Annotated in this window: 12 protein-coding genes and 1 pseudogene; 4 read left to right on the forward strand and 9 right to left on the reverse strand. The window is 40.1% G+C overall.

The features are described from left to right. Window positions 1-155 precede the first annotated feature (155 nt). Window positions 156-3212, forward strand: coding sequence for an ATP-binding protein (locus MTF64_RS06640; protein ID WP_248450960.1), 3057 nt, complete (start codon window positions 156-158; stop codon window positions 3210-3212). 17 nt (window positions 3213-3229) lie between these two features. Here MTF64_RS06640 and MTF64_RS06645 read toward each other — a convergent pair whose 3' ends face one another. The 6 genes from MTF64_RS06645 to MTF64_RS06670 all read right to left on the reverse strand — a co-directional run bounded on the left by MTF64_RS06645 (window position 3230) and on the right by MTF64_RS06670 (window position 10162). Further along, window positions 3230-4069 carry a UDP-2,3-diacylglucosamine diphosphatase gene (locus tag MTF64_RS06645; RefSeq protein ID WP_029773612.1) on the reverse strand — a complete coding sequence of 280 codons (840 nt, stop codon included), beginning with the start codon at window positions 4067-4069 and terminating at the stop codon, window positions 3230-3232. 226 nt (window positions 4070-4295) lie between these two features. Beyond that, complete coding sequence (locus MTF64_RS06650) at window positions 4296-6020, reverse strand: proline--tRNA ligase (RefSeq protein ID WP_004586656.1); 1725 nt, start codon at window positions 6018-6020, stop codon at window positions 4296-4298. Between the two features lie 90 nt (window positions 6021-6110). Next, entirely contained in the window at window positions 6111-6815 is a 705-nt protein-coding gene (gene tsaA / locus MTF64_RS06655) for a tRNA (N6-threonylcarbamoyladenosine(37)-N6)-methyltransferase TrmO (protein WP_024033564.1), read from the reverse strand. Window positions 6816-7107: 292 nt separating this feature from the next. Beyond that, window positions 7108-7677 (reverse strand): outer membrane beta-barrel protein, encoded by a 570-nt coding sequence (locus tag MTF64_RS06660; protein WP_024033565.1) that lies wholly within the window; start codon window positions 7675-7677, stop codon window positions 7108-7110. Window positions 7678-7917: 240 nt separating this feature from the next. Beyond that, complete coding sequence (locus MTF64_RS06665) at window positions 7918-8382, reverse strand: acyl-CoA thioesterase (protein WP_004586653.1); 465 nt, start codon at window positions 8380-8382, stop codon at window positions 7918-7920. Window positions 8383-8515: 133 nt separating this feature from the next. Further along, window positions 8516-10162, reverse strand: coding sequence for an electron transfer flavoprotein-ubiquinone oxidoreductase (locus tag MTF64_RS06670; protein ID WP_248450961.1), 1647 nt, complete (start codon window positions 10160-10162; stop codon window positions 8516-8518). Window positions 10163-10368: 206 nt separating this feature from the next. Here MTF64_RS06670 and MTF64_RS06675 point away from each other — a divergent pair, with 206 nt between their 5' ends. Then, entirely contained in the window at window positions 10369-11118 is a 750-nt protein-coding gene (locus tag MTF64_RS06675) for an electron transfer flavoprotein subunit beta/FixA family protein (RefSeq protein WP_004586651.1), read from the forward strand. Beyond that, the gene (locus tag MTF64_RS06680) at window positions 11119-12045 is read left to right on the forward strand and encodes an FAD-binding protein (RefSeq protein ID WP_248450962.1); all 927 of its coding nucleotides are present in this window, start codon (window positions 11119-11121) and stop codon (window positions 12043-12045) included. It begins immediately after the preceding gene. A 50-nt stretch (window positions 12046-12095) separates the two neighbouring features. Here MTF64_RS06680 and MTF64_RS06685 read toward each other — a convergent pair whose 3' ends face one another. Together MTF64_RS06685 and asnS are read right to left on the reverse strand one after the other, a co-directional pair. Further along, a complete protein-coding gene (locus tag MTF64_RS06685; protein ID WP_248450963.1) occupies window positions 12096-13028 on the reverse strand; it encodes a substrate-binding domain-containing protein in 933 nt (310 codons plus the stop codon). A gap of 151 nt (window positions 13029-13179) precedes the next feature. Continuing rightward, window positions 13180-14577 (reverse strand): asparagine--tRNA ligase, encoded by a 1398-nt coding sequence (gene asnS / locus MTF64_RS06690; RefSeq protein ID WP_024033570.1) that lies wholly within the window; start codon window positions 14575-14577, stop codon window positions 13180-13182. A 447-nt stretch (window positions 14578-15024) separates the two neighbouring features. Here asnS and MTF64_RS06695 point away from each other — a divergent pair, with 447 nt between their 5' ends. Further along, window positions 15025-15459: an ATP-binding protein gene (locus MTF64_RS06695; RefSeq protein WP_004586647.1), complete on the forward strand. Its 435-nt coding sequence runs from the start codon at window positions 15025-15027 to the stop codon at window positions 15457-15459. An 18-nt stretch (window positions 15460-15477) separates the two neighbouring features. On the opposite strand, the pseudogene MTF64_RS19910 reads toward MTF64_RS06695, so the two are convergent. After that, window positions 15478-15924: pseudogene (locus tag MTF64_RS19910) on the reverse strand (CatB-related O-acetyltransferase); the annotation flags it as partial. Window positions 15925-16120: the final 196 nt, after the last annotated feature.

The following is a 16120-nucleotide window of genomic DNA, read 5'->3' on the forward strand; positions in this document are numbered from 1 at the left end:
TTAACTCTTTGAGGTGGTTATTTGTTTTGTCTAATACATTAGTACTTTAATTATTAAAAATATTAAAGTTAATAACGATAAGTAGTTAGTTTTGGGCTCCTTTTTAGCTTTTAATACTCTATACTGTAGCGAGTAAAATCTGTTGGTGAAGGTTAATGTTAGAAAGGAATGTATTTATAACAGCAGCAAAAGGTAATAAATTATTACTGGTTGCCATTATTGTTTTTTTAGTTATTGCATTGCCTTCGGTGTATGTGTTTGAAAAAAAGGTACGCGCAGAGATATATAACGATGCTCGTAGTGAACTCAATCGTGAGCTTGAAACAAAAGCCGCGTCTTTAAAAAATCATTTAAACGACAGTATTACCGCGATTCGCTTTTTAAACGCCACTCCACCTATTCAAGGTATATCTAGAGCGACCGACAACCAATTAATTGACCCTCTATTACAAACCCCAATTGCTGTATGGCAAGACCGCCTTGCTGATATTTTTAGCGGGTTTATGCAAACCGACGATTCTATTTTGCAAGCACGTTACATTATGCTTGCTGAAAATGGCCAAGAGATAGTACGAGTAGACCGCTTTTTAGGTGACATAATTAGGCTAGAGGGCGCACAACTGCAAAAAAAAGGCGGGCGAGACTACGTACTTAAAGCCAGCATGCTTGATGAAAAAAGCGTGTATATATCGCCTATTAACTACAACCGCGAAAACGGTGAAATACAAAAACCCTTTGTGAGTACATACCGCGTAGCTAAGCCTGTTTTTGATCATTTAAAGCAAGTGTTTGCAATTTTAGTGACAAACTACTCCGCAGATAAGTTATTTGAAAGTTTAACGTTTGAACTTCCACCTGGGATTAATATTTATTTGCTTAATAATGAAAGCGAATTTTTATACCACCCAAATCCAGATTTACGGTTTGGCTTTGAATTTAACCAAGCCAAAACCTGGAGCGATGAATTTAGCCCCACACAAAACATGAACTCTCACGAAACCTTGTTAATAGGTGATGCGCCAAAACAGTACTTTTTAAATAAACGAGTAAGTTTTGAAGGCGATATTGCCATGCTGCCGTTAGAGATGGCCGTTTCTATTGATTCTGAAACCTTGTTGGAACGCGTTGCAAAAAGGCGCGAAAGTTTTATTGCCATCACCGCCACATTTTTTACCATATTTATAATTATTACGCTGTTGTATCAGCGCTATATTAATCGCAAGCTGCTTATACACTCTTTAACAGAGCAAAATAATAAAGTGATTGAAAATTCACTCGACGCTATTTTTACCATAGACAGTGATGAAACTATTATTCACTGTAATCAAACGGCTAAAAAAGTTTTTGCAAGTAGGCTAGGTAATGACAACACCCGCTTTAGTAACTTATTTACCCTTGCAGATGAAGATAAAAACTGCATTAGTGAAACCATAGAGCATGGCTCTAAAATGCCATTTGAAGCGGTTTATACTGGTGATGATGGCAATAAAGAATATTATTCAATCACGCTGACCAGCGTATTTGATGTATTTAGCAACCGTTATCAGGTTGCTGCTATTTTACGTAATATCAGCTCGTTAAAGCAAACTCAATCACAGTTACAGGGTTTAAATAGCACCTTAGAGTTAAAGGTATCTCAGCGTACTGTTGAACTTGAGCGAGCGATTGACCAAGCCCTTGCCGCAAGCCAAGCAAAAAGTGACTTTGTAGCCAATATTTCCCACGAAATACGCACACCCATGAACGGTGTTTTAGGCATGCTTGAAATGCTTAAAGAAGACAGCCTCACTGAGCAACAGCAACACTATTTAAAATTAGCTAATAGCAGTGCGCACTCGTTAATGAATTTAATTAACGATATTTTAGATTTTTCTAAAATTGAAGCGGGTAAACTAGATATTGATAATCACTCGTTTGATGTTATCTCTGTCTGTAGCGATATGATTAATTCAATTGCGCTGCAGGGCCAACGTAAAGGGCTAGAGGTCTTTTTAAATACCCAAAACGTGGTTGATAGAATGGTTATTGGTGATAGCCATCGCCTTAAGCAAATTTTAATTAATCTAATAAATAATGCGTTTAAGTTCACGCATAAAGGCGAAGTAAGTTTAACCTTAAACTCTAAATACATTACCGACAGTAAAATTTTAATGAGCTTTATAATTAAAGACACCGGTATTGGTATTGCCCCTGAAAACATCGATAAACTGTTCGATGTGTTTACCCAAGAAGATTCAAGCACAACCCGCCATTTTGGTGGCACCGGTTTAGGGTTATCTATATGTAAAAAACTGGCGCAATTAATGGGCGGTAATATCACCGTTAGCAGTGAAAAGGGCGTAGGCAGCACCTTTGTTGCAACGGTAGAGCTACATGTGGCGCAACAGCAAAAACTTAATACCGGCATCGAGCTTTCAAAAGAGGTCAGTGTAGCGGCGCTTATTGCGCGCGATAACGTATTTAAAAATGTATGCGGATTATTAACTCAAACCTGTAAAATTCAGCCAAGCCACATTACAAGGCTCGACTACTTTAGTGAACACAGCGAATTTGATGCCGATTTACTGATTATTGATGACGAACACCCGCAAGTTAATGCGCTAATAAGCTACTGCGAAAAGGCAGATAAAAAATATGTGCTTATATTGCGAGACATGGTGGTTAATAAGCAATCTAAAAAGGTGTTTCCTGAGCATAGCCACATTTTGCACAAACCACTTACGCAAGATCAATTTACCTATAAGCTAGGCAGTATTTTTGGCGCTAATAATGAGTTTGTTTTAACCGCGCCTAAACAAGCAAACGACATAGAGCCAGAGCCTGAGTTGTCTAAGTATCATGTATTATTGGTTGACGACAACATGATTAACATTGAGGTAGCGAAGGCTATTTTAAAACGCACAGGGATAAAAATTACCTGTGCAAGTGATGGTATAGAAGCACTCTCGGCTCTTAAATTTAATCAAGAGCAACCGTTTGACTTAATTTTAATGGATTGCCAAATGCCTAACCTAGATGGCTACGATACCACCAGCGAAATAAGAAATGCTAAAGCTGGGGTTGAGTATATTAGCATTCCAATTATTGCCATGACCGCAAGTGCAATGGAAGGCGATAGAGAGCGTTGCATTACCGCCGGCATGAATGATTATATAACCAAGCCAATAAAGCCTAAAACGCTTAAAAATAGGCTGCTAACCTGGTTAAACTAAATGAGCTAAGTCAGCAGTTACGCTGCTGACTTACTCGGTTTGGTATCAGTTTGAATAGGTTTAACTAAGCTGGTTACATCGGCTGTATCAAGTACTTTTTGCGTATCAGACCAATGCAACAGCTCTATTTTACCGTTTGGTTGCTCAACTAATGCGGTACAGCTTTCAATCCAATCACCATCATTACAATATACTATGCCATCTACTACTTTAATTTTAGGGTGATGGATGTGTCCGCAAATAATGCCATCGACCTTTTGTTTTTTTGCCTCATGTATAGCGGCATCTTCAAAAGCCGCAATGGCTTCCCGGGCTTTATGTACGCGTGCTTTTATCCACGCAGCAAGCGAATAGTAGTTACCGCCAAACACTTTACGAACTCGGTTAGTCCATCGATTTAAAAACAGCAGTAAGTCGTAACCTGCATCGCCTGCAATACTTATGAGCTTGTTGTAGCGGGTTGCCGAGTCAAAGTCATCACCGTGGATCAGTAAAAAGCGTTTATTGGCTTTAGTGGTATGAATAAACTGCTGGTGGACCTCTACACCAAATAAAGTTTGATTTATGTAGTGGCGAAAGGTCTCGTCGTGGTTACCAGGTATGTATATTACACGGGTGCCATCAAGGGCTTTTTGTTGTATACAACTAAGCACTTGGTAATGAGATGGGTGCCAATAAAAACTGCGCTTCATCGACCACAGATCAACAATATCACCCACTAAATAAAGCGTATCGCATTCAATTGAATTTAAAAAATCTAATAAATAGTCGGCTCTACAGTCTTTATAACCTAAATGTACATCCGATATCCAAACGGCTGGATAATGTTGTTTTTTACGCTGTTGATTGTTTGTCATGCCCGTCATCCATAGTGTAATAATTAAACACTGTAGATAAATCTAATGACACTTATGAGACACTTTAGCGAAGCCTGCATGACAATTTATATCAAACCAGCTAATTAAAGTTTATTGTTATGGAAAGGAGATTAGGTGAGCGGTTTTATACATTATCATTAAACGCGCATAAAAAAGGCCGCATGTTTAAATGCGGCCTTATAGTTTGTTTTAAGCGTGGGTGTTATTAACCTTTAACAGCCGCTTTAATAGTCTCAATTGCGGTGTCTAAATCAACCATTAACTTTTCACCGGTGCGGCGATTTTTAAGCTCAACCTTGTTTTCATCAAGGTTACGCTCACCAATCACTAAAGTATAAGGTACACCCATTAATTCCATGTCGTTAAACATAACGCCAGGGCGCTCTTTACGATCATCAAATAAAACATCTAGGCCTGCATCTTTTAAACCTTGGTATAGATTATTAGCAATATCAGGAATACGATGCGACTTATGCATGTTCATTGGCACAATAGCTAAATCAAATGGGGCAATAGATTGTGGCCAAATAATACCGTAATCATCATTATTTTGCTCAATAGCCGCTGCCACAATGCGCGAAACACCAATACCGTAACAACCCATAGTCATTACTTGGTTTTTACCCGACTCGCTCAGTACGCCTGCTTTCATGGCTTCTGAGTACTTAGTACCAAGTTGGAAAATATGACCAACTTCAATACCGCGTTTAATTTGTAAAGTACCTTGTCCACACGGGCTTGGATCGCCTTCAACAATGTTACGAATATCAGCAACTTGATATTCTTTAACATCGCGATCCCAGTTAATTCCGCTAAAGTGCTCGTCATCTTTATTAGCACCGGCAACAAAATCTGCCATTACATTAGCAGTTCTGTCTACAATAATTGGCATTGATAAACCCACCGGGCCAAGTGAACCTGGCTTTGCACCAATAGCCGCAACAATGTCAGCCTCAGTGGCCATTTCTAGTGGAGAGTCTACAAGTGGGTGCTTTTCAGCCTTTAATTCGTTTAACTCGTGATCGCCACGTAGTACAAGCGCAACTAAACCACGTTGTTCGTTTTCATCTGGCGTACCGTACACAATTAAAGTTTTAACACCGCGGTGTGGTTTAACGCCGTAGTGTTTTTTAAGCTCGCTAATGGTTTTAGCATCTGGTGTAGGAAACGCTTTAAGCTCTTTAGATGGCTCAGGACGACTTTGAGTGGGAGCTAACGCTTCTGCTTTTTCGATGTTAGCTGCATAATCGCTTGCATCACTAAAGGCAATCGCGTCTTCACCTGATTCAGCAAGTACATGAAACTCATGCGATAAGCTACCACCAATAGAGCCTGTATCAGCAAGCACAGGGCGGTATTCTAGGTTTAAACGTTCAAAAATATTACAGTACGCTTTGTGCATTACTTTATATGTGGCATCTAAACACGCTTCACTTAAATGAAATGAATACGCGTCTTTCATCGTAAATTCACGTGCACGCATTACACCAAAGCGTGGGCGTCTTTCATCGCGCACTTTAGTTTGTACTTGGTATAAAGTAACAGGCAGTTGTTTATAGCTGCTAATCTCTTTGCGAACAAAATCTGTAATTACTTCTTCATGCGTAGGACCTAGCGCAAACTCACGGTTATGGCGGTCGTTAAAGCGCACAAGTTCAGGACCAAATTGCTCCCAACGGCCAGACTCTTGCCATAAATCAGCAGGCTGAATAACCGGCATCAACATTTCTATTGCGCCTGCTTTATCCATTTCTTCACGAACAATATTTTCTACTTTACGAAGAACGCGTAAACCAGAGGGTAACCATGTATATAAACCCGAAGCGACGCGACGGATCATACCGGCTCTAAGCATTAATTGATGCGAAACAATTTCAGCATCTGATGGCGTTTCTTTAAGTGTTGCGAGTATATATTGACTGGTACGCATGATTTTTCCGAAATTAAGTAATATGTTCTTTTTAATAGGGCGCTAAGTTTACCAGCGCTTGCTTTTACACTAAAGCGCTAACTGCACTTTTTAGTTATTTTCTATACTTGTTACTAAGTTATGCTCGCCGTTAACCTGCCAGCGTATATTATAATTATACAGTGTCATACCATAACTTTGCTCGCCTTGTTTTTGTTTTTTATAGGCAGGGCGTGGGTCTTGTTTTAGTACATTAGTAATAAAATCTTCAAGCTCAGGGTAGTGTGTTTGCTTGGCAATAAATTCAATTGCCTCGGGTGAAAACGCGACGCTCATTTGTGTTTCTGGTCGGGTATCGGCAAAACCGGCACTGGCGTCGTGCATTGCATCTGAATACGGTAAGTAAGGCTTTATATCCACAATAGGCGTGCCATCGAGTAAATCAATACCAGCAAGCAGTAAACTAAGTTGGCCGTTTTTATACTCAACGCCTTCAAGTTTTACTGCGCTCATCCCAATGGCGTTGGGTCTAAATGTTGCACGCGTTGCAAAAACGCCTTTGCGCTCATTGCCGCCTAAACGTGGTGGGCGCACCATAGCTGAATACCCTTTATCGGCGGTTTCATGAAACCTAAACAATAGCCAAATATGGCTAAATTCTTCAATGCCTCGCACAAATTCTTCACGATTAAACTCAGCAGTAAAAATAAGTTTGGCTTTAGCTTGAGGCACTAAACGTGGTTGCCTAGGTATTGCAAACTTTTGTTTATAAGGGGATTGAATGTGGCCAACAGCCGAAATGCTATAATCGCTCATAATGCTCAGTTAACAAAAAAATAGGGCGCTATTCTACCTCTATTTAGTATTTATAGCAGTACAGTTAATGCGTTATATTTTAGACTAGCTGGTTTAATTGAGTATTAGACTAAACGGTTTAAAATATAGCGATTAGTGTTTATTCCAATTTGCTAAATTAAGTGGAGCTATTTTGAGGCTGGAGCGACACGTTTAGCGCCGCGATATGATTAGCTATTATTACGGATGGATATTATGTATAAGCAACAAAAAGGTGAGCACATGGCTCACCCTTAAGTGTTTTAAATGCTAATTAAAACATGTATTGAATTGATACTGATGCAACATCCATTTCTGGGTCAATTTCATCATCTAGTTCGTAGCGTTCGTACTCTAAGCGCATTTGAACATTGCTAGAAAACGCGTATTGAATACCCGCGCCGTAAAACACGTCGCCGCCGTCTTGTGATGCTGAAATGCTACCAACAGGAAGCTCTTGCTCTACATCTGCATCCCATTCAAACCAACCACCTTTAGCATATACTGAAAAGCTTTCAGAAAGCGGAGCCGCTAAAATAGCTGCTAATGACACACCATCAACTTCTGCTTTGCTGTCGATGTCGCTCACTTCATCAAAGTTTTGATAAGCTAACTCAACACTAAAGTGTTCGTTAAATTGTGTACCAATGTAACCTTTTAGCATTTGTGCATCGTCATCAAATTCAGTGTCGTTTTCGCTGTCTTCAAATTCAAATGAGTATTGGCCATAACCAACACCTGTATAAATGCGAGGAGAATCAAAATCCGTAATGTCAGCGTGTGCTGCAGAGTTAAAACCCAGTGTTGCTAAAGCAATTGCAGAAAGAGAAAGTGTTTTAATCATTGTATAGCTCCTTTAAAAAAATAATAAATGTTTGATTTAACTTATCAAACGACAATTAGTTATTTGCAGTGAGCATGCCAACAATAGGCTGTGGTTGCAAAATAGCCGTAAAAACGACTTATACGGCATTTTTACGGCTATTTTGTATTTTTTATAAGCAGGGTGAACTTTTTTAGTTTTTTGTTTTCTAAGTAAAGGTTGTACCTTTTACACGGTCTATGTGAATTTTACATTGTACTTTTATACTTTATGAAGCAAATTTTCTGTCTCAATTGCAATTTGTTTCATTTTAATAGCGTAGTTTTCCAATTTAATATCTTCTTCTGTTTGTGCTTTAAAAGCAGGAACCTCTACCGGGTAACCTGTTTCGTCCATTGCTACAAAGCTAATAACACAGTGGTTTGTTTCTACCATGTTTTGAGTTTTAGGATCGCCACACCGTACCTGAATAAATATCTGCATACTTGTTGACCCTGTATGCGCAATTTTTGCTTCAACTTCGACAATTTGCCCAACCAAAATAGGGCGTCTAAATTTAACCCCAGCAACAGAAACAGTAACACAATAATGGCCGCTCCAACCTGCAGCGCAGGCATAACCCGCTTGGTCAATCCATTTCATGACCACACCACCATGAACCTTCCCACCAAAATTTACATCGGTAGGCTCTGCTAAAAAACGAAATACAACATTTGACGACGGCATATTAAATACTCACTTTATGAAACTTACCTATGAGCATACCGTAAAAAAGGGGCCGAAGCCCCTGCAATTTAGGATAGGTTTATAATTTATATGTAAAAGATAGGTTTTTAATGCACCTTTGTGCATAAAATAGTTACATATTAGGGTAGTTTGGCCCGCCAGCACCTTCGGGTGTTACCCAAGTAATGTTTTGGCTTGGGTCTTTTATGTCGCAGGTTTTACAGTGCACACAGTTTTGAGCATTAATCACAAACTGATCTTCACCTTCAATTTGTTGCAGTTCGTATACCCCTGCAGGGCAATAGCGCTGTGCGGGCTCGTCAAACTTTACTAAATTAACCGCAATAGGAATGGCGGGATCTTTAAGCTTTAAATGGCAAGGCTGCGACTCTTCATGGTTAGTATTAGATAAAAACACGCTAGAGAGTTTATCAAAGCTAAGTAGGCCATCAGGCTTAGGGTAGTCAATGTGAGGGCTGTTAGCTGCATCCTTTAGCGTGTCGTAATCGGGCGTGTTGTCTTTAAAGGTAAAGGGCAGTGCACCGCTGAAGATGTTTTGATCAAGGGTATTATACGCACCCCCAGCAAACTTACCTAAGGTATGCATAGCGGGGCCAAAATTACGCGATTGGTAAAGCTCTTTATAAGCCCAAGAATTTTCAAACGCGTTTTTATAATCAGCTAAATCAGTATTAGCTTGGCCACTTTGGAGCGCTTTAAAAATAACGTCTGCCGCCACCATGCCCGATTTCATTGCGGTATGGTTACCTTTAATTTTGGCAAAATTGAGCGTACCGGCATCGCAACCTATTAATAAGCCACCAGCAAAATGCATCTTAGGCAGCGAGTGAAGGCCGCCTTTTGCAATTGCACGGGCGCCATAGGCAATGCGTTCACCCCCTTCAAGGGTTTGCTTAAAAACAGGGTGGTGTTTCATTCGTTGAAACTCATCAAACGGGCTTAAATGCGGGTTAGAATAATTTAAATCAACAATTAACCCTACAACCACTTGATTGTTATCGCAGTGATACATAAAAGAGCCGCCATTGGTATCGCCACTTAGCGGCCAGCCCGTACCATGCACTACTTTACCTTGCTGGTGTTTACTGGCATCTATTTGCCAAATTTCTTTAAAGCCTAAGCCATAGTGCTGTGGTGACACATCTTTATCAAGCGCAAACTCGTTGATAAGCTGTTTACCTAAATGCCCGCGACACCCCTCAGCAAATACAGTGTATTTAGCGCGAAGTTCCATACCTGGCATATAACCATCTTTTTCATTGCCGTCTTTATCAACGCCCATATCTCCTGTAATAATGCCTTTAACGGTGTCTTGCTCAATAATTAAAGAGTGAGCGCTAAAGCCTGGGAATATTTCAACGCCTAAATTTTCAGCTTGCTCGGCAAGCCATCGGCACACATTGCCCATAGAAACAATGTAATTACCTTCATTATGAAATGTTTTAGGGGTCGCAAAGCGAGGGAGAGTAGTGGCTTTTTCGCAGTTATTAAACCAATAAATTTCATCCTGTGTCACTTGTGTAGTGACGGGAGCACCTAGCTCTTGCCAGTTAGGCAAAAGCTCATCTAAGGCCTTGGTTTCAAATACCGCACCTGAAAGAATATGCGCGCCTACCTCGGAGCCTTTTTCTACTACACAGATAGTTTGTTCTTGTTGTTTTTCTTGCGCTAGCTGTGCGAGCTTAATAGCACTGGCAAGGCCTGCTGGGCCCGCACCTACAATAACTACATCAAATTCCATGGTTTCACGTTCGACCATAATAACCTCTTAATCTATGACGGGCTTAGCTAAATTAGATAAGCAATGCAGCCTTTTTAATACTTGCACATTAAATGTTACAGGCTGTGAATACTTTAAGGTTATTTTAGGTTGACGTTTACGTCAACAGGAAGTAGTCTGAATTCATAAAATAAATAGGTTGACGTACACGTTAGCTTGTAGGTTTAAATATAGATGGAGTTCCTATGAAAGTTCTCGTTCCAATAAAAAGAGTGATCGATTACAACGTTAAAGCACGCGTAAAGGCTGATAACAGCGACGTTGACTTAGCAAATGTAAAAATGGCAATGAACCCATTTTGTGAAATTGCGATAGAAGAAGCCATTCGATTAAAAGAAGCGGGCACAGCAACTGAGGTTATAGCGGTAACAATTGGTGCAAAAGCAGCGCAAGAGCAGCTACGCACCGCACTTGCATTAGGTGCAGATAAAGCCATTCACATCGAAACCGATGAAAAACTAGAATCGCTGCACATTGCTAAATTATTAGCAAAATTAGTTGAGCAAGAAGCCCCAGAACTGGTTATTTTAGGCAAGCAATCTATTGACTCAGACAACAACCAAACAGGCCAAATGCTTGCGGCTTTAACTAAGCGCGGCCAAGGTACGTTTGCCTCTAAGGTGGATATAAACGGTAACACAGTGAATGTAACCCGTGAGGTAGATGGTGGCTTACAAACTGTTGCACTAAAACTGCCCGCTATTGTAACTACCGATTTACGCTTAAACGAGCCTCGCTATGCATCGCTGCCAAATATAATGAAAGCAAAGCGTAAACCACTTGATGTAATAGCAGCAGATTCGTTAGGTGTTGATTTAACACCCCGCGTACAGTTAATAAAAGTAGAAGAGCCGGCCAAGCGCAGTGGCGGTATTATTGTTGAAGATGTAGCCCAGCTGGTAGAGAAACTTAAAACAGAGGCAAAGGTGATTTAAATGAAAACACTTGTAATTGCAGAGCACGATAACGGTGCACTAAAACCAGAAACCTCAAAAACAATCAATGCGGCAAGTAAATTAGGCTTTGATATAGATGTACTTATTGCGGGTTTAAATGTAGGCGCAATGAGCGAACAAGTTGCCAGTATTGAAGGTGTAACAACTGTACTCACCGCCGATAATGCACTTTATCAGCATCAGTTAGCTGAAAATATGGCTGAGCTTGTTTTAACTATTGCCGATAATTATACACATATTGTTGCCAGTGCAACCACCACAGGTAAAAACTTTATGCCTCGCGTTGCAGCGCTTTTAGATGTAGCGCAAGTGTCAGAAATAATAGAAGTAATAGATAGTGATACATTTAAACGCCCCATTTACGCCGGTAATGCAATTGCCACGGTTAAATCGCTTGATAGTAAAAAAGTGATCACCGTACGAGCGAGTAGTTTTGACTTACAAAGCCAACAATCACCTGCCAGCATAAATGCATTAGATGCGCTAAGTGATACTCAATTAAGTGACTTTGTAAGTGTTGAACAAACCGAGTCAGAGCGTCCTGAGCTAACTGCAGCTGAGGTGGTTATATCAGGTGGTCGTGGCATGCAAAATGGTGAAAACTTTGCTTTATTAAACGGTATTGCTGACAAGTTAGGCGCTGCAATTGGTGCGTCTCGTGCTGCCGTTGATGCAGGCTTTGTACCGAACGATATGCAAGTAGGGCAAACGGGTAAGATCGTAGCGCCTAATCTGTATATTGCCGTGGGCATAAGTGGTGCTATTCAACATTTAGCAGGTATGAAAGACTCAAAAGTTATTGTGGCGATTAATAAAGACCCAGACGCCCCTATATTTCAGGTGGCTGATTACGGCCTGGTTGCTGATTTATTTGAGGTATTACCGCAGCTTGAAAACGCGCTATAAACATATTCTGGTTGTAAAGCCGCGGTGAACTTAGGTTCCTGCGGCTTTTTTTATTCCACCTCAAGCATAGAATAATGATGCGCTGACAAAGTATCTAAAACACGCTTATCTTTTAATAAATTGAGCAACACCTCTGCTTGTTCTACAGAGCGGCTAGATTGGCTATTTACCAATAAAATTAGGGGGCGAACAAACGTATATTCACCATTTTTAATAGTTTCATCTGAAACGTTAACGCCATTGATACCCAGTAAATTTATTTTATTTATTTTTTTAGAGCCAAGCAGCTGCGAGACTGCACCGTATGAGTCAAAAGCAATGGCATTGGGCATGCGTTGTACTATGCCAAGGGCTTGGTTAAATTCGTCATACATCTGCACTTCCATTTTAGGAAATAACCCGTGGTTACCTGCCTGCTTTAGTTTAATTGTATTACCATTTGGAACCCGCATAAAAGATAGGTTTAAAAACTCTAATAAAATATCAAAGGTGCCATGGTTATAGGCCTTACTAAACAGGAGAATTTTATTATCTCTTTGTGTCTCTGGTTTATAATTTGGGTTAACTTCTTGCCACGTTTTATATTTGCCCGCATAAATGTCGCTGAGTTGCTCTACGCTTAGCGAATCAATGTTATTTTTTTTGTTAGTAAAAAATACCAGCGCATCTTGCGCAATAACAATTTGACGTACATGAGGGTATTGCTCTTGCTCTTCATTGGTTAAATAGCGCGATGAAGTACCAATATCAATAATGTTTTGTGCTATGGCTTTAATGCCTTTAGTACTGCCCATGGAGCGGACTTGCATGGCCGTATTTGTTTGCTCTTCATAATTGGGCTTTAATAAAAGCAACAGGTGCGAGACCGAAGAAGAACCGCCAATAAGTAAAGGCTTGTGATCGGGGGCAATATTAGAAACTGAAGTTGCAATGTTAGAGGATGAAAGCAGTACGGTTGCTGCCAAAATAAGGTTTTTTATCATGCTATTAGCCAAATAACGAATACGTTATAAAACTATAGTTCAAAATTTATAAATCTCTAATTTATAAACAGTATTTTACAAAGCCATAATTAAAAACAATAGGCATTAAAAAGCCAGCAAAAAAGCTGGCTTTTAAAATCAATTAATTTGATTAGTAGGTTGCGCTGCCTTTAGTACGAGGGAAGGCAATTACATCACGTACGTTGCCCATACCTGTAACATAAGCAACTAGGCGTTCAAAACCTAAACCAAAGCCAGAGTGTGGCACGCTACCGTATTTACGTAAATCACGGTACCAGCTGTAATCTTCTTTGTTTAAGCCCATTTCATCTAAACGCGCATCAAGCACATCAAGGCGCTCTTCACGTTGTGAACCACCAATAATTTCACCAATGCCTGGTGCTACAACGTCCATAGCGGCAACGGTTTTACCGTCTTCGTTTTGGCGCATGTAAAACGCTTTAATATCGCGCGGGTAGTTTTTAATTACAACCGGTGCTTTAAAGTGCTCTTCAGCTAAGTAGCGCTCGTGCTCAGATTGTAAATCTACACCCCATTCAACGGCGTACTCAAACTTTTTACCACATGATTTAAGTATTTCTACGGCGTCAGTGTAATCAACTTGGGCGAAGTCTTTTTCTACAAACTCTTCTAAACGGCTAATTGCTGTTTTTTCGATACGTTGTGCAAAAAATTCCATATCGTCACGGCGCTCTTCAAGTACCGCTTTAAATACGTACTTAAGCATGTTTTCAGCAAGTTTTGCAATATCTTCTAAATCAGCAAATGCTACTTCAGGTTCAACCATCCAAAACTCAGCCAAGTGACGAGACGTGTTTGAGTTTTCTGCACGGAATGTTGGGCCAAAGGTGTAAATTTTTGACATAGCCGATGCGTATGTTTCACCATTTAACTGGCCAGATACCGTTAAAAAGGCTTCTTTACCAAAAAAGTCTTCGCTGTAATCAACGTCGCCTTTATCAGTGCGTGGCAAGTTTTGCATATCAAGTGTTGATACGCGGAACATTTCACCTGCGCCTTCACAGTCACTGGCTGTGATGATTGGGGTGCTGATCCAGTAAAAGCCTTGCTCGTGGTAAAAACGGTGAATAGCTTGCGCTAAACAGTTACGCACACGTGTTACCGCACCTATCATGTTTGTACGTGGGCGAAGGTGAGCGTGCTCACGTAAATACTCAATGCTGTGGCGCTTAGCGGCCATAGGGTATGAATCTGGGTTTTCTACCCAACCTAAAACTGTGACAGAATTAGCTTGAATTTCAAATGACTGACCTTTACCTGCAGATTGCACTAACACACCAGTAACCGACACAGAACAACCGGCTGTTAAGCTAGTAACTTCATCATAATTATTTAGTGAATTAGGAACTACCGCTTGAATAGGATCAAAACACGAACCGTCATGAACGGCTAAAAATGATATTCCTGCTTTTGAATCGCGGCGTGTACGGATCCAGCCTTTTACTGTTACTTGGCTGTCTACCGCAACATTGCCTTTTAATAGCTCTGAAATCGCTAAATGGCTCATCTTCACTCCAATGATATAAGTTGCCTAACTGTATAATATTAACTACTCAACGCAGCGGTTAAATTTAGTGCGTTGAACTTGAACCGTGTATCTTACCTAGTTAAATAAAATAAAAAAACTATTGTGAGCAACTCTTTAAAAGTTTTTATGCAAGTGGGTTACTTTTAAAGCGTTTTTTGCTTTAAATTACCACTATTGTTATTTGGTGCTCTGAAATTTAGTGATTTTGTGGCATTATTACTGCGTGTTGACTCTACGGATTGAAATTAGCCAACCTTGAGGCTATTTAATCACCGAGCAAAATGTGTAAGCTAGTGGGCGCGCTAACTGCTTCAGCATTATTCTAATGGCTTACAATGATGAAATAATAAGTAACAATTAAGCCGGTAAATCAGCACATCATAATTTTAACTATTTAATATTTACCATTACCCAGAAATGGATGCTATGAAACAAGTTTTTATTTTAAGAGGGCTACCAGGAAGTGGTAAGTCTTACTATGCACAAACCCTAGCCGATGAGCTTGGTGGAGTAGATACAAGCCAGTATTTAATATGTTCAACCGATGACTACTTTGTCAATGAGCAAGGCGAGTATCACTTTGATAAATTTAAACTACCGCAATATCATAATTTAAATTTAGCGCGCTTTATAAATGCTTTAGCGCAAAATATTCCGCTTGTAATTGTTGATAACACCAATATAAAAAAATGGGAGTTTATTGCGTACTCTCAAGCAGCACATGCACTTGGTTATCAAGTTAAAGAAGTTATTGTTGGTGAAGTAAAAGACAAGTCTATGCAGCATTTATACGCTAAGCGCAACACGCATAACGTGCCTTTAAAAACCATTAGTAAAATGGCGTACATGTTTGAGTGGTAGGTGAGTGTTACTTATGGGTTATTTAAGCTTTATTAAAGCGCTTAAATCACATTGAGTAATGGCATCTAGATGAGCAGTGATTTTTTCATTGCTCCAATCCGACCAAGCTATATCTAATAACGTATTTATTGTGTTGCTATCAAACCTAGGCTTAATTACTTTTGCCGGATTACCACCTACCACGCTATAAGGGGGTACATCGCAGGTAACCACCGATTTACTTGCAATGATAGAGCCACTGCCAATATTTACCCCTGGCATTATGGTTGCGTCATAACCAACCCATACATCGTGACCGATAACCGTATTGCCTTTAAAGGGTAACTCGCCAGCCTGCGGGGCCGATTTTTCCCAGCCGTTGCCAAATATAAAAAATGGATAGGTAGAAAACCCCGCGGTTTGATGATTAGCGCCGTTCATTATAAAGGTCACATTTTTAGCTATGGCGCAAAACTTCCCAATAAGGGTCTGTTTACCTTTCAGGATTAAAATTTGTTCAAACTAGTGGCAATTTAATCGCGGCGCGAGGTTTGTGACCTAGTGGGCTAAGTGAAAACGGAGCAAAGCTTCCGCATCCTGCTCACGCCCCTTACCTACATCCATGTAGGCAACAAAGAGTTAATTGCCCCTAGGCAGAACCCTTCGGGCAGTGCGTGTTTGG

Origin of the sequence: Pseudoalteromonas sp. 2CM41L (assembly GCF_023161905.1) — a bacterium.
Lineage (GTDB): Bacteria > Pseudomonadota > Gammaproteobacteria > Enterobacterales > Alteromonadaceae > Pseudoalteromonas > Pseudoalteromonas atlantica.